Annotated in this window: 20 protein-coding genes; 11 read left to right on the forward strand and 9 right to left on the reverse strand. The window is 69.9% G+C overall.

Features of this window, described 5'->3' with window-relative positions:
- Window positions 1-105 precede the first annotated feature (105 nt).
- On the forward strand, window positions 106-1,038 hold the full coding sequence (locus tag ACNFOC_RS30000) for a DUF5829 family protein (RefSeq protein ID WP_416962213.1): 933 nt from the start codon (window positions 106-108) through the stop codon (window positions 1,036-1,038).
- 87 nt (window positions 1,039-1,125) lie between these two features.
- On the opposite strand, the gene msrA is transcribed toward ACNFOC_RS30000, so the two are convergent.
- The 3 genes from msrA to ACNFOC_RS30015 form a co-directional block, all read right to left on the reverse strand.
- Entirely contained in the window at window positions 1,126-1,638 is a 513-nt protein-coding gene (gene msrA, locus ACNFOC_RS30005) for a peptide-methionine (S)-S-oxide reductase MsrA (RefSeq protein ID WP_416962196.1), read from the reverse strand.
- A 180-nt stretch (window positions 1,639-1,818) separates the two neighbouring features.
- Window positions 1,819-3,279 carry an amidase gene (locus tag ACNFOC_RS30010; protein ID WP_416962197.1) on the reverse strand — a complete coding sequence of 487 codons (1,461 nt, stop codon included), beginning with the start codon at window positions 3,277-3,279 and terminating at the stop codon, window positions 1,819-1,821.
- A 105-nt stretch (window positions 3,280-3,384) separates the two neighbouring features.
- A complete protein-coding gene (locus tag ACNFOC_RS30015) occupies window positions 3,385-4,467 on the reverse strand; it encodes an aldo/keto reductase (protein WP_416962198.1) in 1,083 nt (360 codons plus the stop codon).
- A 162-nt stretch (window positions 4,468-4,629) separates the two neighbouring features.
- Between ACNFOC_RS30015 and ACNFOC_RS30020 the strand changes: the two genes are divergently transcribed.
- The 3 genes from ACNFOC_RS30020 (at window position 4,630) to ACNFOC_RS30030 (ending at window position 6,775) form a co-directional block, all read left to right on the forward strand.
- Window positions 4,630-5,538: an AraC family transcriptional regulator gene (locus tag ACNFOC_RS30020; protein WP_416962199.1), complete on the forward strand. Its 909-nt coding sequence runs from the start codon at window positions 4,630-4,632 to the stop codon at window positions 5,536-5,538.
- Between the two features lie 28 nt (window positions 5,539-5,566).
- Entirely contained in the window at window positions 5,567-5,935 is a 369-nt protein-coding gene (locus tag ACNFOC_RS30025) for a hypothetical protein (RefSeq protein ID WP_416962200.1), read from the forward strand.
- 72 nt (window positions 5,936-6,007) lie between these two features.
- Complete coding sequence (locus ACNFOC_RS30030; protein ID WP_416962201.1) at window positions 6,008-6,775, forward strand: type 1 glutamine amidotransferase family protein; 768 nt, start codon at window positions 6,008-6,010, stop codon at window positions 6,773-6,775.
- Here the strand turns inward: ACNFOC_RS30030 and ACNFOC_RS30035 are convergent.
- Window positions 6,765-7,163, reverse strand: coding sequence for a VOC family protein (locus ACNFOC_RS30035; RefSeq protein ID WP_416962202.1), 399 nt, complete (start codon window positions 7,161-7,163; stop codon window positions 6,765-6,767). The two genes, ACNFOC_RS30030 and ACNFOC_RS30035, sit on opposite strands and share 11 nt — an antisense overlap.
- Before the next feature lie 120 nt (window positions 7,164-7,283).
- On the opposite strand from ACNFOC_RS30035, the gene ACNFOC_RS30040 reads away from it, so the two are divergent.
- From ACNFOC_RS30040 to ACNFOC_RS30050, 3 genes are read left to right on the forward strand one after another with little or no spacing between them, the layout of a single operon-like run.
- Window positions 7,284-8,306 (forward strand): ABC transporter substrate-binding protein, encoded by a 1,023-nt coding sequence (locus ACNFOC_RS30040; protein WP_416962214.1) that lies wholly within the window; start codon window positions 7,284-7,286, stop codon window positions 8,304-8,306.
- Between the two features lie 45 nt (window positions 8,307-8,351).
- A complete protein-coding gene (locus ACNFOC_RS30045; RefSeq protein WP_416962203.1) occupies window positions 8,352-9,341 on the forward strand; it encodes a FecCD family ABC transporter permease in 990 nt (329 codons plus the stop codon).
- A complete protein-coding gene (locus ACNFOC_RS30050) occupies window positions 9,338-10,375 on the forward strand; it encodes a FecCD family ABC transporter permease (RefSeq protein ID WP_416962204.1) in 1,038 nt (345 codons plus the stop codon). The genes ACNFOC_RS30045 and ACNFOC_RS30050 overlap by 4 nt, the downstream gene beginning before the upstream one ends.
- A gap of 215 nt (window positions 10,376-10,590) precedes the next feature.
- On the opposite strand, the gene ACNFOC_RS30055 is transcribed toward ACNFOC_RS30050, so the two are convergent.
- Window positions 10,591-11,631 (reverse strand): NAD(P)-dependent alcohol dehydrogenase, encoded by a 1,041-nt coding sequence (locus tag ACNFOC_RS30055; protein WP_416962205.1) that lies wholly within the window; start codon window positions 11,629-11,631, stop codon window positions 10,591-10,593.
- A 170-nt stretch (window positions 11,632-11,801) separates the two neighbouring features.
- Here ACNFOC_RS30055 and ACNFOC_RS30060 point away from each other — a divergent pair, with 170 nt between their 5' ends.
- Entirely contained in the window at window positions 11,802-12,737 is a 936-nt protein-coding gene (locus tag ACNFOC_RS30060) for a helix-turn-helix domain-containing protein (RefSeq protein WP_416962206.1), read from the forward strand.
- On the opposite strand, the gene ACNFOC_RS30065 is transcribed toward ACNFOC_RS30060, so the two are convergent.
- From ACNFOC_RS30065 to ACNFOC_RS30080, 4 genes are all read right to left on the reverse strand, one after another.
- The gene (locus tag ACNFOC_RS30065) at window positions 12,727-13,239 is read right to left on the reverse strand and encodes a hypothetical protein (protein ID WP_416962207.1); all 513 of its coding nucleotides are present in this window, start codon (window positions 13,237-13,239) and stop codon (window positions 12,727-12,729) included. The genes ACNFOC_RS30060 and ACNFOC_RS30065 overlap by 11 nt on opposite strands.
- Before the next feature lie 94 nt (window positions 13,240-13,333).
- Window positions 13,334-16,666 carry a S8 family peptidase gene (locus tag ACNFOC_RS30070; RefSeq protein ID WP_416962208.1) on the reverse strand — a complete coding sequence of 1,111 codons (3,333 nt, stop codon included), beginning with the start codon at window positions 16,664-16,666 and terminating at the stop codon, window positions 13,334-13,336.
- A 288-nt stretch (window positions 16,667-16,954) separates the two neighbouring features.
- Complete coding sequence (locus tag ACNFOC_RS30075; protein ID WP_266861382.1) at window positions 16,955-17,641, reverse strand: ABC transporter ATP-binding protein; 687 nt, start codon at window positions 17,639-17,641, stop codon at window positions 16,955-16,957.
- A 159-nt stretch (window positions 17,642-17,800) separates the two neighbouring features.
- Window positions 17,801-19,273, reverse strand: a complete 1,473-nt coding sequence (locus ACNFOC_RS30080) for an ABC transporter permease (RefSeq protein ID WP_416962209.1) — start codon at window positions 19,271-19,273, stop codon at window positions 17,801-17,803.
- A 210-nt stretch (window positions 19,274-19,483) separates the two neighbouring features.
- Between ACNFOC_RS30080 and ACNFOC_RS30085 the strand changes: the two genes are divergently transcribed.
- The 3 genes from ACNFOC_RS30085 to ACNFOC_RS30095 all read left to right on the forward strand — a co-directional run.
- Window positions 19,484-20,029, forward strand: coding sequence for a hypothetical protein (locus ACNFOC_RS30085; RefSeq protein ID WP_416962210.1), 546 nt, complete (start codon window positions 19,484-19,486; stop codon window positions 20,027-20,029).
- Window positions 20,026-20,721 carry a hypothetical protein gene (locus ACNFOC_RS30090; protein WP_416962211.1) on the forward strand — a complete coding sequence of 232 codons (696 nt, stop codon included), beginning with the start codon at window positions 20,026-20,028 and terminating at the stop codon, window positions 20,719-20,721. The genes ACNFOC_RS30085 and ACNFOC_RS30090 overlap by 4 nt, the downstream gene beginning before the upstream one ends.
- Window positions 20,721-21,774: putative T7SS-secreted protein (locus tag ACNFOC_RS30095; RefSeq protein WP_416962212.1), on the forward strand; the 1,054-nt coding region annotated here is incomplete at its 3' end. The genes ACNFOC_RS30090 and ACNFOC_RS30095, both read left to right, overlap by 1 nt.

Below are 21,774 nucleotides of genomic sequence, written 5' to 3' on the forward strand. Positions count from 1 at the left end.
CCAGAACGCCATGTGTCAAGCATTTAGGCCTCGTTCGCAAAGACCCGCGCCCGCACCCTCCCCCGCCGTACGCTCCCGCACATGTTGATTCGTCGGACACTACGGATGATCATCGTGCTCGCTGTGGCCCTCGCCGGAGCGATCGGGGGTGGGCTGGGGACGGCCCAGGCCGAGGGGAGCCGGGCCTCGGGCGGCTCCTACGATCGGCAGTTGCTGTTCTACAACCACTCCTACGGCGTCTTCGACCGGGAGACCGCCGACGCCATCGAACACTCCGACTACCTGCGGGAGTTCGCCAACTTCCAGGTCCGTACAACGACCGGTTCCGGCGGCCAGACCTGGACCGGCCGCTATCTGATGGGCCACGAGACCTATCTGGAACTGCTCGGAATCGGTGACGTCCCCGGCCAGGACGGCACCCTCGGCTCCGCCGGACTCGGCCTCTCGGTCGAACACGCGGGCGAACTGGCGACGGTCAAGGAGCGGCTGAAGGACGAGGGAGTCGCCCAGCCCATCGACTTCTTCCAGACCCGGGACTTCGGTGACGGTGTGCTCGTGCCGTGGTTCGACGCCGTCTTCACCGACACCCAGTACGACGCCTTCGGGGCCTGGGGCATGGAGTACCGGCCGGAGTACTTCGCCGATCCGCGCAGCAACACCGAGCCGCCGAGTTTCCCCGGTGACGTCGGCCGGGAGCGCTATCTCTCCGACGACTACCGCACCCACCTCATGCGTGACGTGACCGCCGTCCGGATCGCGGTCACCGCGGGCGACCTCGGCGACACCGTGCCGCTGCTGCGGGCCGGCGGGTTCACCGTCCGGACGGTGACGGGCGGGGGCGTCGTCGCGGAGGGCGGCGGCACCACGATCCGGCTCGACGTCGTCCCGCGCGAACAGGCGGGGTACCAGCAGGTCGACATGTCACTCAACCGGCCCGTGAAGGACCGGCACGTGGAGCAGATCGGCAACTCCACCCTCACCGTCGGCCCCGGCAGCCACGCGGTGTGGACGTTCGCCAAGAACGGCACCACCGCCTAGACCGAGAACAGCACCACCGCCCGGACAGAGACGTGCGCCCCCTTCCACCCAAGGAAGGGGGCGCACGCCTGGGGATGATGCTCGGTGTCAGCTCTCCGTGCGGGCCGACAGCCGCCACCCCGGCCGCGGGAAGTGGCAGGTGTAGCCGTCCGGGTACCGCTGGAGGTAGTCCTGGTGCTCCGGCTCGGCCTCCCAGAAGGGGCCCACCGGCTCCACCTCGGTGACGACCTTGCCCGGCCACAGGCCCGACGCGTCCACGTCCGCGATCGTGTCCTCGGCGACGCGCTTCTGCTCGTCGTCGACGTAGTAGATCGCCGAGCGGTAGCTGAGGCCGATGTCGTTGCCCTGGCGGTTCTTGGTGCTCGGGTCGTGGATCTGGAAGAAGAACTCCAGGAGCGCGCGGTAGTCGGTCTGCTCCGGGTCGTAGAGGATCTCGATGGCCTCCGCGTGCGTGCCGTGGTTACGGTACGTCGCGTTCGGCACGTCTCCGCCGGTGTAGCCGACCCGGGTCGCCGTCACGCCCGGGAGCCGGCGGACCAGCTCCTCCATCCCCCAGAAGCATCCGCCCGCCAGCACGGCCCTCTGCGTCTGCGCAGCCATTGCGACCCTCCAATTTCCGTCAGCTCGGTCACTCGGGCAGTTCGGTCACCCGGCTCGTACCTCACCGGCATCCTTTACCCAGTGTGCTCAACACACGAGGGGTCCGCGCGATTCCGCGACCGACCTGCTCGTACGCCCCGCGCCTTGCGCCCTGCGGCCCTACGCCCTACGCCCTACGCCCTACGCCGGCGCCTGGAAGCCGCCGATCCTCTCCTCCAGCAGTTCGGCCAGCCGCAGCGGGGTGCGGTCCTCGAACATCGGGCCGACGATCTGCACCCCCACCGGCAGACCCTCGGGGGACAGGCCAGCCGGTACGGCCGTGGCGGGCAGCCCGGGCATGGTGGCCAGGCCGGCCCAGACGAGCTGGTCGAGGTACGGGTGCGGCACGCCGTCGATGTCGAGCCGGCGTGCCAGCGGATCGGGGTCGTGGTCGTGCGGGAACGCGGGCGTCGGCGTCACGGGACACACCACGGCGTCGAACTCGCCGAACAGCCGCCGCCAGCCGTGACGGTGCAGCTCGCGCCGGTTGTTCGCCTCGGTCCAGTCCCGGTGGCTGAACACCATGGCGCGCAGCCGCGCCGCGTCGAGACTCCGATCGTCCGGGCTCAGTGCGGCGGCGAGGGTGCGGAAGTGCTCGTACGCCTCGACGGGGAAACGTGCGGCGAAGCCCGAGAACAGCAACTGCGCGTAGAGCAGAGCGGCTTCGGCCAGATCGGGCAGCAGCGGACTGTGCCGTTCGACGCGCGCACCGGCGTCGGCGAGCGCGTCGGCGACCCGGTCCACGCCCGCCCGCACCGCGGCCCCCGTCGGGATGAACGGATGCTCGTCGAGGACCAGGACCCGGAAGTCGCCGAGCCGCTCGTGGCGCGCGGGCGGCAGCGTGACGTCGTACGCGACACCGTGCGTCAGCGGGTCCGGGCCAGCCATGACGTCGAGCAGGAGCGTGAGGTCGCGGGCGGTGCGCGCCATCGGTCCGACGACGGCGAGGTCGGATTCGGCCGGGAACGCCGGCGCGGTCGGCGGGACCATGCCGCGGATCGCCGCCAGCCCGAGGGTCGGCTTGTGGGCGTAGACACCGCAGAAATGCGCGGGCGTGCGCAGCGAACCGCCGATGTCCGAGCCGATGGACAGCGCGCCGAACCCGGACGCCAGGGCCGCCGCCGATCCGCCGGAGGATCCGCCCGGCGTACGGCCGTGGTCCCAGGGGTTGTTGGTGGTGCCGTAGATCTCGTTGAAGCTCTGTACGTCCTGTAGTCCCAGCGGCACGTTGGTCTTGCCGAGGATCACCGCGCCCGCGTCCTTGAGCCGTGACACCTGCACCGCGTCCTCGGCCGGCAGATGGCTACGGTGCTCCGGCATGCCCCAGGTCGTGGTCAGCCCGGCGATGTCGTACGACTCCTTGACCGTCACGGGGATGCCGAGCAGCGGCCGGTCCTCGCCGCGGGCGCGTGCCTGGTCGGCGGCGTGTGCCGCGGCCCGCGCGCGGTCGAAGTCCGGCACGCAGACCGCGTTGATCTCCTTGTCGTGCCGTTCGATACGGGTGATCGCCTCGTCGGTCAGTTCCGCCGAGGACACGTCACCGGCACGCAGGGCGGCCGCGAGTTCTTCGGCCGTCGGGAAATTCCACAGATTCGGCTCCATGAATCCGACCGTAACGACCACGCCGAGGAGCCACGAAATGCCGTTTCACGCAACGGAGTTGAGGTACGGGGTTGACGCGTCGACCTCGGGGACCCGCGCCGCCGCTCAGTACCGCGCCCCGCTCTCCAGCAGCGGCGGATACACCGCGCTCGGCACCCCGTCCACCGTCGCCCCCGCGTACTTGAGCATGTCGCCGACCTGCCGGTTGAGGTCGTGGGGGAAGTTGAGGGTGGGCGTGGACACCTCATCGAGGGCGGCCGTCTGGGCCGGGGTGAGGTGGAGGTCCAGGGCCGCGAGGTTGGCTTCCAGGTGGGCCAGGGTGCGGGGGCCGATGAGGGTGGAGGTGATGCCGGGGCGGGACTGGACCCAGGACAGGGCCACGGCGGCGGAGGTCGCGCCCGTCTGCTCCGCGACCTCGGCGAGCGCGTCGATCACCGTGAACTGGGCGTCAGTTGGGGCGCCGAGGAACGCGGAGCGCTTGGTGTCGGCGGGAGTTGAGTGTTCCCGGGTGTATTTCCCGGACAGGAAGCCGCTCTTGAGGGGGCTCCACGGCAGTACGCCCATTCCGGCGTCCTGGGCCAGGGGGATCAACTCGCCCTCGATGGTGCGTTCCAGGAGCGAGTACTCCAACTGGAGTGCGGTGACCGGGGTCCAGTCGCGCAGCAGGGCCGTCGTGTGGGCCTTCGCGGTGAACCAGGCCGGGGTGTCGGAGAAGCCGACGTAGCGGATCTTGCCGGCCGTCACCAGGTCGTCCAGCGTCCGTAGGGTCTCCTCGACCGGGGTGGAACGGTCGTGGTTGTGCAGCCAGTACAGGTCGATGTAGTCGGTGCGGAGGCGGCGCAGCGAGTCCTCCAGCTGGCCGATGATCGCCTTGCGGCTCGCGCCGCCGCCGTTGGGGTCGCCGAGGTGGAGGTTGCCGTAGAACTTGGTGGCCAGGACCAGGCGGTCGCGCAGGCCGGGGTGGGCGGCGAGGAAGTCGCCGAGGATCGCCTCCGAGTGGCCGTTCGTGTAGAAGTTCGCGGTGTCGACGAAGTTGCCGCCGCGGTCGAGGTAGGCCTGGAGGATCTTCTCGGACTCCTCTACGCCGCAGCCGAAGCCGCCGTCCTCGCCGAAGTTCATCGCCCCGAGGCAGAAGGGGCTCACCTTGAGGCCGGAACGGCCGAGACCGACGTACGAGTCGAGTGTCATGAAGTGCTCCTGTGGGAAGTGGCCGGGAAACCGACTCCTCAAGGACACCACCGTGACCTGCGGAATCGTTAGGGCGATCCCACCGCCCGCTTGCACGATCCTGTCGACCTGCCGCACGGGCGGACGGTTGCGGGCGGCTCCTCCCGGTGCTTGGATCGGAAGGTGCATCCAGACCCACCCGCGCTCCTGAGGGAACTGCGCGCCCTGATCGACCGGCACGCCGACCGCGCGCCCCTCGCCGTCGGCGGTCTGCTGCTGGCCAGGGCCGACGAGCCGGAGGCGCCGAGCACGAGCGTCGCCCGCCCCGTCCTGGCGATCGTCGCGCAGGGCTCGAAGCGGCTCACATTGGGCGACCGCGTCCACGACTACGGAGCCGGGCAGTACCTCGTCGTCTCGGTCGATCTCCCGGTCGCCGGCCACTACACGCGGGCCACCCCCGAAGAACCCTTCCTCGCCTGCGGCCTGGCCCTCGAACCCGCGAAGATCGCCTCCCTGCTGCTCGACACGGGAGCCACCCCGCTCCCCCGCGCGACGACCACCCCGCACGGTCTCGCCGTGTGCGACGCACCCGCCGAACTCCTCGACGCGGCAGTGCGTTTGCTACGGCTGTGCGACCGTCCCGGCGATGCGCCGGTGCTCGCGCCGTTGATCGAGAAGGAGATCCTGTGGCGGCTGATCACCGGCGAACAGGGCGCCCTCGTACGGCAGATCGGGCTCGCCGACAGCCAACTCACCCATATCGGCAGGGCCATTCGCTGGATCCGCGACCACCACACGGAGACCCTCCGCATCGACGACCTGGCCCGGCTCGCCGGCATGAGCGCCTCGCCCTTCCACCGGCACTTCCGCGCGGTGACCGCACTGACCCCGATCCAGTACCAGAAGCGGATCCGCCTCCAGGAGGCCCGGTTGCTGCTGATGAGCAGCGCGGGCGATGTCTCCGACGTCGGCTTCGCGGTCGGCTACGACAGCGCGTCCCAGTTCAGCCGCGAATACCGCCGCGCGTTCGGCCGGCCACCGGGGCAGGACGCGGTACGGCTGCGGAGCGAGGTGACGGGCGCGCGCTCATGAACGCCACTGTGGACAGGGAGAGTTGAGGATGGCCGTCTTCGTCAGCGTCCGGGGTTTCCTACAGTGCGACGCACCGCAGCTGGCCCAGCTCGAACGGATCATCCGCTCCCCCGAGGTCGACTACCCGTACAACGAGGCGTGGGCCCTGCCGGGCCGCCACTACAACTGGATCCACTACGTCTTCTACGGCGCCGACATCCACGCGGACTCGGTCGAGCCGATGCTGGATCTGCTGCGGACCATCGCCCGCATCCCGCCCTCCGACGAGGACAACGACCACGTGACGGGGCTGTTCCACGCCAGCCACGAGATGGACGGGATGAGCGAGTGGCAGATCCGTGACGGCCGCGTGCACATCGGCCCCGCCGGCGACCGCCTTCGCTATCTCGACGCATGACGAACGGCGAACGGCGGCCCCAGGTGGCAAAAGAGTGTGACAGGGGCCGGAGGCACGGGATTTGATGCGTCCGTGACCGAGCCCAGCGAGCCCACCGGACCCAGTACCTTTCTGATCGGCGGTGGATGGGCCACCCCCGTCGTCCACGAACCCTTCCTCCGCGCCGCGGGCGGCGCCGCCGGGTCCGCGCCCCGTATCGCCTGTGTGATCGTCGATGAGGGCGAGGGGGACGGGGACCGGCAATTCGCCCGCTACGACGCCGTGTTGAGACGGGCCGCCGACTGCACTCCCGTACCGGTGCTCGTGCCGATCGGTGGGCGCTTCGATGCCGAGGTGGTCCCGGACGTCGACGGGATGCTGGTGTGCGGTGGGCTGACCCCCGCCTATCAGGACGCCTTCGCCGGGTGTCTCGACCGGTTGCCGCGGCTGCTCGCCGAGCGGCGTGTGCCGTACGCCGGATTCTCCGCCGGTGCCGCCCTCGCCGCGCGGTCGGCCGTCGTCGGCGGGTGGCTGCTCGACGGCGTTCCGGTGTGCCCGGAGGACACCGCCGAGGACCTGGACGAGATCGCCGTACGGGAGGGGCTGGGGCTGGTGCCCTTCGCCGTCGACGCGCACGCGGCGCAGTGGGGGACGCTGCCCCGGCTCATCGCCGCCGTCACCCGGCACCGGCTTCCCCACGGCGTCGCCATCGACGAGAACACCCTGGTCGAGGTGGCGGCGGACGGTCGAGCCCACGTGTCCGGGCTGGGCCGCGCCCATTCCGTACGGCCCACCGGCACCTCGGACGGCGAGGTGTCCGTACGGTCCTACGGAGCCGGCGAGTCGTTCCTCACCCGGTGAGCCCGCTGCCGTACGGCCGCGTCAGGATCTCCAGGCTGTGGCCGTTCGGGTCGTCGAAGTATGCTCCCCGGCCTCCGTCGTTCGTGTTGATCTCCCCCGCGCGACGATGCGCCGGGTCCGCCCAGTACGTGAGCCCCGCTGCCCGGATACGGCCGAAGATCGCGTCGAAGTCGTCCTCCGAGACCAGGAACGCGTAGTGCTGCGGAGTGATCTCACCACGGGAACCGGGGTGGTCCATGTAGTCGAGGGTCACCCCGTTGGGGATCGCGACCGGGATGAACGGGCCGTACTGCGGGCTCACTTGGAGGCCCAGGAGGTCGGCGAGGAATCGGGCCGACGTGTGTTTGTCGTGCGCGGCGACGATGGTGTGGTTCAGCTGCACGGTCATCGTGTGGGCCTCCTCATGCCCAAGCTACTCCGACGGCAAGTTAAGGTAAGCCTTACCTGGCCGGATTTGATCGGAGAGACAGTGACAGTGCGCGCGTTCAAGAGGAAGGCCGTCACGGGGATGGTCGCCGTGTCCGCTGTCGGGGGGTTGCTGGCCGGGTGTTCGTCGTCCTCCGCTGACAACGATGCCGAGAAGACCGGCGAGGGCACGCAGAACAAGGTGATCGGCGCCTCGGAGGGGCCGTCCGCCGCACCCAGCACCCTCGCGACCGGTATGGGCGCGGACACCGACACCGACGGGACCTTCCCCCGGACCGTCACCCACTTCGAGGGCACGACGACGATCAAGTCGAAGCCCACGAAGATCGCCGTGCTGAGCACCGGCCAGCTCGACGACCTGCTCTCCCTCGGTACCGTCCCGACGGCCACCACCCGCGCCGACAACGCCGGCCTCGTCCCCGACTACCTCGCGGACGCCTTCCCCTCCGACAAGTCGAAGCTCGCCGCGATGACGGACGCGGGCACGCGCCAGGCGCCCAACCTGGAGACCCTCGCCGCCGCGAAGCCCGACCTGATCCTCGCCAACGACTCGCTCGGCGACCTCTACCCCAAGCTGTCGAAGATCGCGCCGACCGTCATCACCGCGGGCAACGGCATCAACTGGAAGCGCGACCTCCTCCTCGTCGGCGACGCGATCGGCAAGGGCCAGCAGGCGCAGGAACTGCTCGACGGCATCGTCGAGGACGCGCACGAGAAGGGCGAGGCGCTGTCGAAGACCTCCGTGTCGATGCTGCGGTTCACGCCCGGCCGGACCCGGATGTTCGGTGTCTCCTCCTTCACCGGTTCCATCGCCGTCGACATGGGCCTCGACCGGCCCAAGTCCCAGCAGTTCAAGGCGATTTCGGAGGACATCGGCGCCGAGAGCATCGACAAGGCGGACGGTGACTGGATCTTCTACTCCGTGCAGGGCGACGCGGACAAGACGGATGCCGCGAGCGTGCTCGCCGGCCCCCTGTGGAAGTCGATGTCGGCGGTCAAGGCCGGACACGCCGTGAAGGTCGACGACGACCCCTGGTACCTCAACGCCGGCCCGACCGCCGCACGCCTCGTCGTCCTCCAACTCGCCGAGGACATCAGCAAGTAGCGAAGCAGGCAGAAAGACAGGCAGCGGAACAGCAGAGAGTACGCAGTGAGCGTCAAACGTCTCGCCTGGCCGGCGGCCACCCTCGCGGTGGCCGCCGCCGTGCTGCTCAGCCTCGCCGTCGGCACCCGCCCGGTCCCCCCGTCCGAGGTACTCAACGCCCTTTTCCACGGCGGGAGTTCACCCGACGCGCTGGTCGTACGGTCGCTGCGGCTGCCCCGCACCGAGATCGGGCTGACGGCGGGCGCGGCACTCGGCGTCGCGGGCGCCGCACTCCAGGCCGTCACCCGCAACCCTCTCGCCGATCCCGGCATCCTCGGCCTGAGCCAGGGCGCGGCGGCCGGCGTCGTCCTCGCCATCGCGACCGGCCTCGCGAGCGGTTTTACCGGCTACGTCTGGTACGCCTTCGCCGGCGCCGTCCTCGCCGCCTGCCTCGTCTACGGCATCGCAGCGCGCGGCCGGGGCGGGGCCTCGCCGGTCAAACTCGCCCTCGCCGGTACGGCGTTGTCGGCGATGACCGCCGGTGGTACGACCGTCGTCCTGACGTCGAGTTCGGCGACGCTGGACCAGTTCCGGTTCTGGCAGGTCGGCTCGCTGAGCGGACGGGACGCCGACACGGTCGTAGAGATGCTGCCGTTCCTGGTGGCCGGGGCGCTGCTGGTCCTCGCCTGTGCGCGCGGGCTGGACGCGCTGGCCCTCGGGGACGAGACGGCGCGGGCGCTGGGGCATCGGGTGGGGCGCGTCCGGGTGTGTGCGGCGCTCGGGGCGACCCTGCTGGTGGCGTCCGCGGTGGCCGCCGCCGGCCCCATCGCCTTCGTCGGACTCGCCGTCCCGCACCTCGCCCGCCGCCTCACCTCCGGCGGCCACCGCGCCCTGCTCCCGCTGTCCGCGCTGCTCGGCGCGGCGCTGCTGGTCGCGGCGGACGTGGCGGGACGGGTCGTGCGCTCTCCTGCCGAGGTGCCGGCCGGGGTGATGACGGCGTTGGTGGGGGTGCCGGTGCTGGTGGTGCTGGTACGGCGGAAGGCGACGGCCGTATGAGCGCCACTGGTGTCAGCGTCCTGCGCCCTCACCCCTCCATCTCCCTTCTCCTGCACCGCCGTTCGGCCCTCGTGGCCGCGACTCTCGTACTCGTCCTGGCCGTTGCGATGACCGCCGCCGCCTGCTGCGGGCAGACCTACATCCCGCCCGGCGCGGTGTGGCACACGCTCCGGACCGGTTCGGGGCAGTACGACCTCGTCGTCAATGAGTTGCGGGTCCCCCGGATCGTTCTGGGCGCGCTGGTCGGAGTCGCCCTCGGGCTCGCCGGGGCGCTCGTGCAGACCGTCACCCGGAATCCGCTGGCCAGTCCGGACGTGATCGGTGTCGGGCACGGTGCCGCCGCCGCGACCGTGCTCGCGCTGTCCGCCGGGGTCGTCAGCTCACCCAGCGCCATGCCCGCCGTCTCCGTCGTGGGCGGACTCGCGGCCGCCGCGCTCGTGTATGTGCTGGCGTGGCGGCACGGGATGCAGCCAAGTCGGTTCGTACTGACGGGTGTCGGGATCGGCGTCGCCCTGTCGGCCGTAGTGCAGCTGTATCTCTCGGACAGCGAGCTGGAGGCCGCCGAGACGGTCAAGCTGTGGCTGACCGGTTCCCTCAACGGGCGGGGCTGGGAGCAGGCGGGGCCGCTGGCCGTCGTACTGCTGGTGTGTCTGCCCGCGTTGGTGTGGGCGAGCCGGGCCGTGCGGCCGCTCGGGCTGGACGCCGACACCGCGGCCTCGCTCGGGGTGCGGGTGGACCGGACGCGGCTCGCGCTGACCGTGCTCGGGGTGGTGCTGGCCGCGACGGCGACCGGGGCGGCCGGGCCGATCGGGTTCGTCGCGCTGACCGCGCCGCAGTTGGCCCGGCGGCTCACCCGTACGCCTCAACTGCCGTTGGTCTGCTCGGCGTTGACGGGTGCGGTGATTCTTGTGGCGGCGGATCTCGCTGCCCGCACGGTGCTGCCTCCGCTGGAGGTTCCGGTGGGGGCGCTCACCTCGTTGGTCGGGGGACCGTATCTGTTGTGGCTGTTGGGGCGGAACAGGGTGGGGGGCTGAGGTTCGTCGGCGGCTGCGAGTGCGTCGTGGTTGCTCGCGCCGTTCCCCGCGCCCCTAAAAGACGCAGGGCGACCGGTGTTTTCAGGGGCGCGGGACTGTATCGATTTGCGGCTCCGCCGCGTGGGCGCGACCAGCCCCCACGCACCCGCACTCGACAGCGCACCGGGTCCCGGAGCACTACAGCTCCGGGACCCTCACTGAACGCGGCCGCAGAATCAGATCGTGGCCGTGTCGATCACGAACCGGTACCGCACATCACTGGCCAGCACCCGCTCGTACGCCTCGTTGATCTGGTCCGCGGAGATCAGCTCGATCTCGGCGCCGAAGCCGTGCTCGGCGCAGAAGTCCAGCATCTCCTGGGTCTCCTGGATGCCGCCGATGCCGGATCCGGCGAGGGTCTTGCGGCCGCCGATCACGGAGAACAGGTTGAGGGAGACGGGCTCCTCGGGGGCGCCCACGTTGACCAGCGCGCCGTCCGTCTTCAGCAGCGACAGGTACGCGCCGAGGTCGAGCGGGGCCGACACCGTGGAGACGATCAGGTCGAGGCTGCCCCGCAGCTCCTCGAAGGTCTTCGGGTCGCTGGTCGCGTAGTAGTGGTCGGCGCCCAGCTTCAGGCCGTCCTCCTGCTTGCGCAGGGACTGCGAGAGGACGGTGACCTCCGCGCCGAGCGCGTGCGCGATCTTGACGCCCATGTGGCCGAGGCCGCCCATGCCGACGATCGCGACCTTCTTGCCGGGGCCGGCGTTCCAGTGCTTCAGCGGCGAGTACAGGGTGATGCCGGCGCAGAGCAGCGGCGCGGCCTCGTCCAGGGCGATGCCCTCGGGGATGCCGAGGACGTAGTTCTCGTCGACGACGACCTTCTCGGAGTAGCCGCCGTAGGTGGGCTCGCCGTCCTTGCCGATGGCGTTGTACGTGCCGACGTTGCCGGCGGTGCAGTACTGCTCCAGGCCCGCCTTGCAGTTGTCGCACTCGCGGCAGGAGTCGACCATGCAGCCGACGCCCACCCGGTCGCCGACCTGGAACTTGGTGACGCCGGGTCCTACCTCGGAGACGATGCCGGCGATCTCGTGGCCGGGGACCATCGGGAAGATGGCCTCGCCCCAGCCCTCGCGGGCCTGGTGGATGTCCGAGTGGCAGATACCGGCGAACTTGATGTCGATCAGTACGTCGAACTCGCGGACGGCCCGTCGCTCGATGGTGGTGCGCTCCAGGGGAGCCTTGGCGGCGGGGGCGGCGTACGCAGCGACTGTGGTCATGCCGGAACACTCCTAGGGGGGATGCGCGCCCGGCCGCCTTCTGACCGGGCACGCGACCTAGCCTGCCCGAAAGACCGGAGGCTACCCAGGCCACGGCTCTGCGTACGTCCGCTGTGCCTACCACCAGCGAGGACAGGCTCCTGGGCGTACGACCGGGAATACTGGACCGTATGGACGAACAGCCCGAACCCGCCACCGAGCCCGCGGCCGGCGCCGGACCGCCCCTGGACCGGCGTGCCGAGCTGAGCGAGTTCCTGCGCACCCGGCGGGCCCGGCTGAAGCCGGAGGACGTGGGGCTGCCGGACTTCGGGCGGCACCGCAGGGTGCCCGGGCTGCGCCGCGAGGAGCTGGCGCAGCTGGCCGGGGTGTCGGTGGCGTACTACACCCGCCTGGAGCAGGGCAACGGACGGAACGTGTCGGCGGAGGTCCTCGACGCGATCGCCCGCGCGCTGCGCCTGTCGGACGCCGAGTCCTCGCACCTCACCCACCTCGCGAAGCCGAAGCAGCACAAGAAGAAGCCGTCGCCCCCCACCCAGCACGTGCGGACTCCACTACGGCAGCTGCTCGACTCGGTCGAGACGGTCCCGGCGTACATCACGGGCCGCCGCTCGGACATCCTGGTCTGGAACCGGATGGCCGCGGCCGTCTTCGGCGACTGGTCCCAGCTGCCGCCGCAGGAGCGGAACTGGGCGCGGCTGGTGTTCCTGCGCCCCGAGTACCGGGAGCTGTTCGTGGAGTGGGAGCAGAAGGCCACGGACATCGTGAGCATGCTCCGGATGGACGCGGGCTGCCACCCGGACGACCCGCGCCTGTCCGCCCTGGTCGGCGAACTCTCCGTCAAGAGCGAGGAGTTCAGGCGCCTGTGGGCCACCCACGACGTCAAGGAGAAGTCCTACGGCGTGAAGAATCTCCACCATCCCCTGGTCGGCGAGCTCACCCTGCACTACGAGAGCTTCCGCCTGGGCGACGGCTCCGAGCAGTCCCTGATCACCTACCACGCGGAGCCCGGCTCCCCGTCGGCCGACGCCCTGCGCCTGCTGGCGAGCTGGGGCACGGACGCGACGCGGGCGGGCACCTCGGCCCAGCGCCCCGACCTCACTCAGTGACACCCAGGTCCGCGCGCATCAGCAGCCGCATCGCGGCCAGCCGGGGCTCGGCCTCCTTCAGGTCGAGCATGGTCTGCTCGGCGCTCTCGCCGTCCCGGGCCAGGCCCCGGTCCAGCCGTTTGACGGCCGCGTCCACGTCCGCGAGGACCCCGTTGACCGAGCGGGACGCGTCCAGGATCCGCTCGGGTACGACCATCTGCGCCTCGGCGTAACGGTCCCGGTAATCGCGGCGGGCCTCCTCCAACTGATCGCGCTCCAGCTCGGTGTAGACGCCGTCGCGGATGCGGTGCAGGGCGTCCTTGAGGAGCGTGTGGAACTGGCGTGAGGAGCGGTTCATCGCCGTGTACGCGTCCCGGCGATCCTCGAACCGCCGCCTGTGTTCGGCGACTTGGGCCTCCTCGGCGCGCTGCCGTGCGGTGAGGCGCTGGCTGAGGACGGGCGCGAAGAGGGTGCCGAGGACACCGACGACGGCGGTGATCATGGCGGTCACGGCGGCGGTCATGGGGTCAGGAAAACACGGACGGCCCGCCGGAAGGTGAACTTCCGGCGGGCCGTCCGCCACTCAACTGACCGTGCCACTCAGCAAGTTCTGCGGCTCACTTGCCGTAGTACGCGTTGTAGATCGAGATCGTCGACTTGTTGCCCTTCTTGTCGGCGATCTTCGCGTGGAAGGAGATGGCCTTGCCCTTGGCCGGGTTGGTGACGGTGATCTTGCCGTTGACGACGTTGACCTTCTTCCAGGTCTGGCCGTAGTCGTACGACACCCACACGCCCAGGGACTTGAGGTTGCGGCCGGCTGCCGCGCCCTCGACGGTGACCGGGAAGGTCGCCTTCTTGCCGGCCGCGACGCGGCTGTCCAGGCCGGTGACCGCGTTGAACCGGGCCGTGGAGACGGGGAGTCTGGCCTCGGCGGAACCGCTCGGCTTCTTCGAGGAGAACGTCCAGCTCGCGTCGATCCGGGTGGAGGCGGCGGCGACCTTGACGCTGCGGATCACCGAAGTGGTCAGCTTGTACGAGGCGTTGGCGGCCGGGACCTTGAACACCTCCTGGCCGAACAGCGGGTCCTTGTTGGAGCCCACCTTGGTGCCGTTGCGGTACAGGGTCGTGTTGACCGAGGTGAACAGCGACGAGCCCGCGTTCCGCGCGGAGTCGGCGAACAGCGGCACGATTCCGGAGATCTCGTTGCCGCTGCGGTACACGCCGTAGACGTCGTCGAGGTGCGGGCCGAAGACCGCCGTGTTGAAGGTGCGGGTGTAGGCCTGGCCGCCCTTGAAGGTCTGGAGGCCGTTCGAGACGTAGGAGGCCTCGGCGATCGGGAAGCCGTCCGGGTCGAGGCCGCCGTCCTGCTCGAAGTCCAACTCCCACCGTGCCCCGTTGATGGTGGAGACGTGCAGGACGCGGGTGGCGGGCAGCGCCTGCGGGCGGCTGGTGGCGGAGGAGCCGAAGGCGCCCGGCAGATAGCCGAAGGCGAAGAGCAGGCCGGTCTTGCCGCTCGCCGCGGCGCCCATCCGGGTCTTCACCGTGGCGAGTTCACTCGCCTTGTAGTGCTTGGTGTAGCCGGTGGCGAGCCGCTTGACCGTGCCGCCGGTCGTGGTGTCGTACTGCTCGTCGCCGCCCTTGGTGAAGTGCGCGTCCCACTGCTCGGACAGCGAACCGTCGGTGATCTGCGGACCGAGGTGCGCGGAGCCGAAGTTGGCGTACGTCTCCAGGAACCAGCCGAAGGAGGCTCCGCTGTCCGCCGACATGATCGAGTAACCCGGCGACGCGAAGGCCGACTTGGCGCCGGCGTCCGGCACGGTGATGTCGACCGGCTTGGCGGTGCGGGCGTCGATCGTGACCGTGGTGTTCTTGGCGATGTCCAGCTTGGGCTGGGCGATCCAGTCGGCGCCCTTGGTGGAGTCCTCCGGGTCCACGAAGATCCCGGTGTCGAGGACGTAACCACCCTTGGGGACACGGACCTTGACGGTGCCCGACTCGTCGTAGGGGGAGAAGTAGCCGCCGGCACCGAGGCCGGACAGGCCCGCCACCGTGGCCGTGTAGTACTTCGCGGGGGTGCCGTCACGGTTGATGAACTTCAACGTGAGGTCGTACGACTGGACTTCGCGCACCACGGCCGCGGCCGTACGGACGCTCTGCCCGCCGCCCGTCGCCGTCACGTACGCGGAATAGGCGCCGTCGAGCGTGCCGCCCAGCTTGGTGTTCACGGTCAGGCCGACCGAGGCCGTGCCGCCGCCGGCCGGTACCGTCACCGAGGTCTTGGCGAGCTTGAAGAAGCCCGAAGGAGCAGTCTGGCCCTTGGGGTTGGTGGCGGCCACGGTGAGCTTGAGGGTGACGTCCGCGGTGCCGAGGTTGCGGTAGGTGACCTGCTTGGTGACCGGGGTGTCGTCGGTGTGCGGCCACTGCTGGACGCCGAAGCTCTCCGACACCGGGTCGGCGACGACGTTCTGCTTGATGGCCTTGTCGACGGCGATACGGCCCGAACCCTGCTGGAACGGCGTGTAGTTGCCGCCCTTCGCGGACCCGGTGAGCGCGCCCTTCAGCTCGGCGTAGCCCCAAGTGGGGTGTTCCTGCTTGAGGATGGCGGCGGCGCCTGCGACATGCGGGGTCGCCATCGACGTACCGGAGATGGTCAGGTAGCCGGGCGGGTTCTCGCCGACCTCGTTGTCGATGAGGCTGCCCGGGGCCGCGGCGGCGGTGATGTCGACGCCCGGCGCGGTGACGTCCGGCTTGATGGCGCCGTCGCCGACGCGCGGGCCGGTGGAGGAGAAGTCGGCGAGCTTGTCGTTGCCGTCGACCGCGCCGACCGTGAGGGCCGCGTCCGCGCTGCCGGGCGAACCGACCGACTGCGGGCCCTCGTTGCCCGCGGCGATCGCGAACAGGATCCCCTTCTCGGTGGAGAGCTTGTTGACCTCGGCTTCGAGCGGGTCGATCTCCGGGGAGTCGTAGCCGCCGAGGCTGAGGTTGACGACGGAGGCGCCCTCGGCCGCCGCCCACTCCATCCCGGCGAGGATGCCGGAGTCGTCACCGGAGCCGCTGTCGTCGAGGACCTTGCCGTTGAGGATCTTCGCGTCGGGCGCGACACCCTTGTACTTGCCGCCCGACTTGGCGCCGGTGCCCGCCGCGATCGAGGCGACGTGCGTGCCGTGACCGAAGTGGTCGTTCGCGTCGGTGGCCGTGGAGAAGTTCTTGGACTCGACGACCTGTGTCTTCAGGTCCGGGTGGTCGGCGTCGACTCCCGTGTCCAGTACGGCGATCTTCACGCCCTTGCCGGTGTAGCCGGCCGCCCACGCCTTCGGGGCGCCGATCTGCGGCACGGACTTGTCGAGGCTGGCCTTGCGGACGCCGTCGAGCCAGACGTGCGCGATACCGGCGGCCGACTTGTCGCCGTTGGTGACGGCCTTCCACAGCTCGGGCGTGTCCTGCTGCGGGGTCTGCACGGCGTCGGCGTTCAGCGTCTTCAGCGAATGGCGCAGCCTGCCCGCGTCCCGGACGTCGGCCTTGGTGGCGGTGGCGGCGCCCTGGTAGCCGACGATGACCTTCAGACCGGCCTTCTGGGAGGCGCGCTCCGCGGACTTGTTGAGCTCGGTGACGTCGAAGAGCCGCTGGTCGAGCTTGCCGGACGCGACCAGCTGGGCCGCGTCGACGGGTATGACGAGCGTGTGCCCGTCGAGCTTGCGGACCTGAACCGGTATGTGTTCACGGCCCTTCGCCGGCTCCAGACCGGCGACGCGGCCCTTGGCGTCGAGGGTGACGCGGTCGCCGGTGATCAGGGTGATGCGGTGGTCGCCCTTGATCCGGGCCTGTGCGGTACCGAGTTGTGCGGCACCGGCCGTACGGGATTCGGGCTTCGCGGCCGCCGGGCTGGTCATTCCGGCGGCGAGGGCTACGGCGGCGGACGCGGCGACGGTGGCCGCGCACGCTCTCTTCACGTGTCTGCGCAAGACTCCCCCTGGAGCTGAGGTACCGGGCGAATTCCCCGTTCACCCGGCCAGGGGAAAGCCCGCACACCTGTGCGTGACACCCCCCGGAATACGCAGTATGCCGAGGGGTGATCACCCGCTCAAGAGATGAGAGGAGGGTAAGAAAGCGCGTCCGCGAACTGTTACGCCGTCGCCCGAACTCCGTTACGCAGTCGACGGGTTCAGCTCGCGAGAACTCCGGTAGGGCTCCGCCGAGTCCCTCATCTGAGCGCCGAACTCCCTTGCGTGGATACCGAGTTACTTCGACGCGGCGTTCTCCTTCACCGTGATCTTGCCCTTGCGGATGGTGGCGAGGCGCGGCGCCTTCTTCGCGATGGCGGAGTCGTGGGTGACCATGATGAAGGTCAGCCCGTGCTCCTTCCACATGCGCTCCAGTACGTCCATGATCTCGTCGCGCATCGACTCGTCGAGGTTGCCGGTCGGTTCGTCGGCGAGCAGCACCTTGGGCTGCTTGACGAGGGCGCGGGCGATGGCGACACGCTGCTGCTGCCCTCCGGACATCTCGCCGGGGAGGTGGTTCGCCCGCTCGCCCAGACCGACCGAGACCAGCGCCTCGGCGGCCCGTTCGCGCCTGATCTTCGCCTTCATGCCGAGCGGTACGAGGGCGGTCTCGACGTTCTCCTGGGCGGTGAGCGTCGGGATCAGGTTGAAGGACTGGAACACGAAGCCGATGTTCTCGCTGCGGACCTTGGTGAGCTTGGCCTCGGAGAGTTTCGCCAAGTCGACGCCGTCCAGGACGATTTCGCCGGCGGTGGGGCGGTCGAGGGCGCCGATCATCTGGAGCAGGGTGGACTTGCCGCCGCCGGTGGGGCCCTGGATGACGAGGCGGTCGCCGTCGCCGATGGTGAGGTCGATGCCGTCGAGGGCGTGGACGGTTTCCTTGCCGCGTGAGTAGAGCTTGGTGACGCCTCTTAGTTCGTACATGGGGTAACTCCTGGGGAAGTAAAGGGGGTTGGGGTCCGCCGGTATGACGGACCCCAGGTTGCGCCGTCGTTCGTCTGCGGGTCCGATGTGGCTGGTCGCGCAGTTCCCCGCGCCCCTTTGGGGCGCGCTGCCGGACCGCAGTTCACTTCGCCAGGCCTGCTACTCGACTCTGCGCAGGGCGTCCGCCGGGCGGAGTCGGGAGGCTCGCCAGCCGCCGAAGGCGCCGGCGATCAGGCCGCCGGCCACGGCGAGGCCGACCGCGAGGGCGATGGTGGTGGCGTTGACGGGCGCGGTGAGCGCGACGTCGAGCGTCTTGGCCGCGGCCTGCCGGCCACCGCCGAAGCCGCCGCCACCGCCGGGACCACCCGCTCCGCCGCCACCGCCGCCGCCGCCCGTGCTGCCGAGGGAGGCCGACAGGGTCGGACTGATCGCGGTCACGACGTACGCGCCCGCCAGGCCGAGCGCGATACCGAGGGCGCCGCCGACCAGTCCGTTGACGATGGCCTCGCCGACCACCTGCCGGGTCACCCGGCCGGACTTCCAGCCGAGCGCCTTCAGCGTGCCGAACTCACGCACCCGGCGCGAGACAGCCGAGGAGGTGAGCAGACCGGCGACCAGGAACGCGGCGATCAGGACCGCGATCGACAGCCACTTGCCGACGCTGGTGGCGAGGGAGGAGGCGGTGGACAGGGACCCGGAGACGGTGTCGGCGAGATCGGCGGAGGTGGTGACCGTCGTACCCGAGACATTGCCCTGAATGGTCTTCTTGACGGCCGAGATCTGCTTGGAGTCGGTCGCCTTGACGTAGATCGTGGTGACCTTGTTCTTGTCACCGCTCAGGGTCTGCGCCTGCGTCAGCGGGATGTACAGGTTGGCCGCCGCGTCACCGCTGGTCGCGGTGGCGATGCCGATGACCTTGTACTTGACGCTCTTGATGGTGACGGTGGAGCCGACCTTGAGCTTCTTCGTCTTGGCGTACGCCGAGTCGGCGACGACGACCTTGGAGTTGGCCTCGGCGGTGGTGAAGGTACGGCCGCTGGTGATCTTCGAGGAGGTCAGCGGGCCGAGCGCGGGCTTGGTGACGTCCGTGCCGTACACCGAGTACGAGTTGATGTTGAAGTTGGCGCCACCGCCGGTGACTTCACCCTGTGGCGCACCGGTGCCACCGCCGCGGTTTCCGCCTTCCCCGGTGCCACTCCCCTGGTTCTGCTGGAACTGGCCGCGGGTGAACTGGCCATCGACCTTGACGACGTTGAGGCTGAGCCCGCCAACGGCGTCCGAGACGCCGCTCTGTCCCGCCACCTTGGTGACGGTGCTGGAGGCCAGCGTGGTGAAGCCCTGGACCATGACGCGGTCGCTGCTCTGTGTCTTGCTGTCGTCGTTGTTGTTGGCGTCGAACTGGAACCGCGGCTGCTGCGAGCCGCTCGCGGTGGGCGTGGCCGCCTTGGTGACGGTCATGTCCGTACCGAGTCCGTACAGCGACTGGAGGACCTTGTCCTGCGCCTTCCCCATGCCGGAGGACACGGAGTTGACCACGATGACCAGCGCAATGCCCAGTGCGAGGCCGGAGGCGACGACGAGGGCCGCTTTTCTGCGGCGGCGCAACTCGCGCCTCAGGTAGGTGAAGAACATGGCCCGCAAGCTAGGTACGGCGCGTGATGATGCCATAAGGCCGACATAAGAGAACGATGAGAAGGCTGTCCGTGACCAAAGAATGAGCCCGCGCGGGGCTGTCAATGGGCTTGCGCTATGCACCGTTTTACGGCACTTGCGGCACCGACCGGGCCCCGCGGCGGGTATCCGCGTTGCCGTACGCGATGTGCTGGTGTGATGATTTCACCCATGTCTGATCGCGGGGGAAACGACATGGACAACGGCAGGGAGACCGGGGACATACGACGGTCCCGGCTGTCGGACTACGCGGAGATGAGCACCCCGGAGCCACCACCTGCGCCCCCAGTCGGCCGCGACCCGCTGAGCAGCGATGTCGTCGCGCGCGGCCGGCGTGAATTCGCGGTGCTGCTGGGCGAGTTCCGGCGTACGGCGGTATTGGTCCCCACGGGCGAGGACGACGCACCCCTGGTCGGCGATTTCGGCGGTATCCGGTGGATCTACGCGTTTTCGAACGAGTCGGCGTTGGCGAGGTTCGCGATCGCGAGGGGTGAAGGCGGGCGGGAGTGGCCGTATCAACGACTGCTGGGAGCCCGCCTGTTGGACGCGACGGTGCCGGCTGTGAGCGCCGTGGGTGTGCCGTGCGGAGTGGCGCTGGATGTGGGCACCGAGGGCGAGGGCGTGCTGTTTCCGCCGGTGACGGGGATCGTGCCGGAGGCGGTGGCGGTGGACGCGGACGTAGACGCAGACGCAGACGCAGAGGGGATACGGGGATGAGTGGCGACGCGGGCGAGGACATCAAGGCGGCCGGGCTCGACGAGATAGCACAGGGGATCACCCTGGTGCTGGGCGAGTTGAAGGACCTGGGCATCGACAGCCTGGCCGGAGCGGGCCGCGGATTCTCGGAACTCGCCCTCTCCGGGCTGGAGTTGGGCAACGAGGAGCTGCTGTCGGGGTTCACGTCGTTCTGCGAACGCTGGGAGTGGGGCGTGCGCGCGCTGGTGAACGAGGGCAACAACTTCGCGACGGGCGTGGGTCTTTCGGCGGGCACGCTCCACGAGACGGACCAGTACATCGAGGGCACGATGAAGATCGTCGTGAACGCGGGCATGGGCAACCCATACGCGTCCGAGGACGAGGTCACCCAACAGAGCTGGGGCGACCTGGTGCGCAACAACGAGTACACGGGCGGTGTGGACTACAGCGCCGCGTCGATGGACAAGGCGCTGGACAACAGCGGGCAGGCCTACAAGGACGCGGCGCGGGACGTGATGACCTCGCACACGATCAGCCCGTTGGTCCCGGGCCTCAACCCGGCGAACCTGGCGAGCGCGGCGGGGCTGAGCGGGGACGAGTACAACGACATGCTCGACGGCCCGTTGGGCCCGTCACCGGAGGAGCGGGCGAAGGCGGCGGAGGCGGCGCGGGCAGCACAGGCACAGACCCGGCAGGGCGGGGACGCGGGCTGATGGGGATCGGCGATCTGGTCAACTCCGGTCTGGGCAAGGTCGGCGATGTGGTCGACGAGGGCAAGAAGCTCACCGGCGAACTCGTCGACAAGGGCACGGACGTCGCCGGCGACGCGCTGGACAAGGTCGGAGCACACGACCTCGCGGACAAGGTCGAGAACGCGGGCGACCGCATCGCCTCGGACCTGGGCGCAACCCCGGGCGAGCGGCAACTCGGCCAGAGCGACCAGCCGAAGGACCTGGTCCACGGCGACGCGAAGGCGATCAGGGCGACGGCCAAGCATCTGACCGACTTCTACACGGCGTTCGACAAGGTCGGCGACGGCATGCGAAAGCTCGACTCGTCGTCCTGGCAGGGCGAGGCGGCCGAGGCGTTCCGCAAGAAATTCGCGATGCACCCCACAAAGTGGCTCCGGGCGGCGGACGCCTGCCACGCGGCGGGCAAGGCGCTGTCGTCGTACGCGGAGACGGTGGAGTGGGCGCAGGGGCAGGCGCGGGACGCGATCGATCTGTACGGGCCGGGCAAACGGGCGTCGGACGAGTACAAGGCAAAGCTGAAGACGGACACGGACTCGGACACGGACTCGGCCGGCGGCAAGAAACAGGAGCCGACAACCGACCCCGGCGCAGCCGCCGTACAGCGCGCCCACGAGATCCTGAACGAGGCCCGCCGCCAACGCGACGAGGCCGCCCGCACGGCGGCGAGCGCGGTCCGCAAGGCCCTCGCCCACGCCCCCGCCGAGCCTCCCCCGCTGGCCCGGTTGAAGGCGGACGCGGTCGACGGCTACCAGGCCGTCAACACGGAGATCCTGCACTTCGACGCCGGCGTGGTGAAGGGCACGGCGGGCATCCTGACCTTCGCCCGCGGCCTCAACCCCATGGACCCGTACAACATCACGCACCCGGCCGCGTACGTCCAGAACGTCAACATGACGCTGGCGGGCCTGGTTTCGACGGCCGCGCACCCCGAGCGGGCCGCGAAGACGATGCTGGACGACTTCATGAAGGACCCGTCGGAAGGGACGGGGCGGCTGCTCCCCAACCTCTTCGGGG

Source organism: Streptomyces colwelliae, from assembly GCF_048158785.1.
Taxonomy (GTDB): Bacteria; Actinomycetota; Actinomycetes; order Streptomycetales; family Streptomycetaceae; genus Streptomyces.

Excerpts from the sequence above, each read along its gene's own strand:
- ACNFOC_RS30000 (WP_416962213.1), top strand. The coding sequence starts at position 106 with ATGATCATCGTGCTCGCTGTGGCCCTCGCCGGAGCGATCGGGGGTGGG.
- msrA (WP_416962196.1), bottom strand. The coding sequence starts at position 1,638 with ATGGCTGCGCAGACGCAGAGGGCCGTGCTGGCGGGCGGATGCTTCTGG.
- ACNFOC_RS30010 (WP_416962197.1), bottom strand. The coding sequence starts at position 3,279 with ATGGAGCCGAATCTGTGGAATTTCCCGACGGCCGAAGAACTCGCGGCC.
- ACNFOC_RS30015 (WP_416962198.1), bottom strand. The coding sequence starts at position 4,467 with ATGACACTCGACTCGTACGTCGGTCTCGGCCGTTCCGGCCTCAAGGTG.
- ACNFOC_RS30025 (WP_416962200.1), top strand. The coding sequence starts at position 5,567 with ATGGCCGTCTTCGTCAGCGTCCGGGGTTTCCTACAGTGCGACGCACCG.
- ACNFOC_RS30035 (WP_416962202.1), bottom strand. The coding sequence starts at position 7,163 with ATGACCGTGCAGCTGAACCACACCATCGTCGCCGCGCACGACAAACAC.
- ACNFOC_RS30040 (WP_416962214.1), top strand. The coding sequence starts at position 7,284 with ATGGTCGCCGTGTCCGCTGTCGGGGGGTTGCTGGCCGGGTGTTCGTCG.
- ACNFOC_RS30050 (WP_416962204.1), top strand. The coding sequence starts at position 9,338 with ATGAGCGCCACTGGTGTCAGCGTCCTGCGCCCTCACCCCTCCATCTCC.
- ACNFOC_RS30055 (WP_416962205.1), bottom strand. The coding sequence starts at position 11,631 with ATGACCACAGTCGCTGCGTACGCCGCCCCCGCCGCCAAGGCTCCCCTG.
- ACNFOC_RS30060 (WP_416962206.1), top strand. The coding sequence starts at position 11,802 with ATGGACGAACAGCCCGAACCCGCCACCGAGCCCGCGGCCGGCGCCGGA.
- ACNFOC_RS30065 (WP_416962207.1), bottom strand. The coding sequence starts at position 13,239 with ATGACCGCCGCCGTGACCGCCATGATCACCGCCGTCGTCGGTGTCCTC.
- ACNFOC_RS30075 (WP_266861382.1), bottom strand. The coding sequence starts at position 17,641 with ATGTACGAACTAAGAGGCGTCACCAAGCTCTACTCACGCGGCAAGGAA.
- ACNFOC_RS30080 (WP_416962209.1), bottom strand. The coding sequence starts at position 19,273 with ATGTTCTTCACCTACCTGAGGCGCGAGTTGCGCCGCCGCAGAAAAGCG.
- ACNFOC_RS30085 (WP_416962210.1), top strand. The coding sequence starts at position 19,484 with ATGTCTGATCGCGGGGGAAACGACATGGACAACGGCAGGGAGACCGGG.
- ACNFOC_RS30090 (WP_416962211.1), top strand. The coding sequence starts at position 20,026 with ATGAGTGGCGACGCGGGCGAGGACATCAAGGCGGCCGGGCTCGACGAG.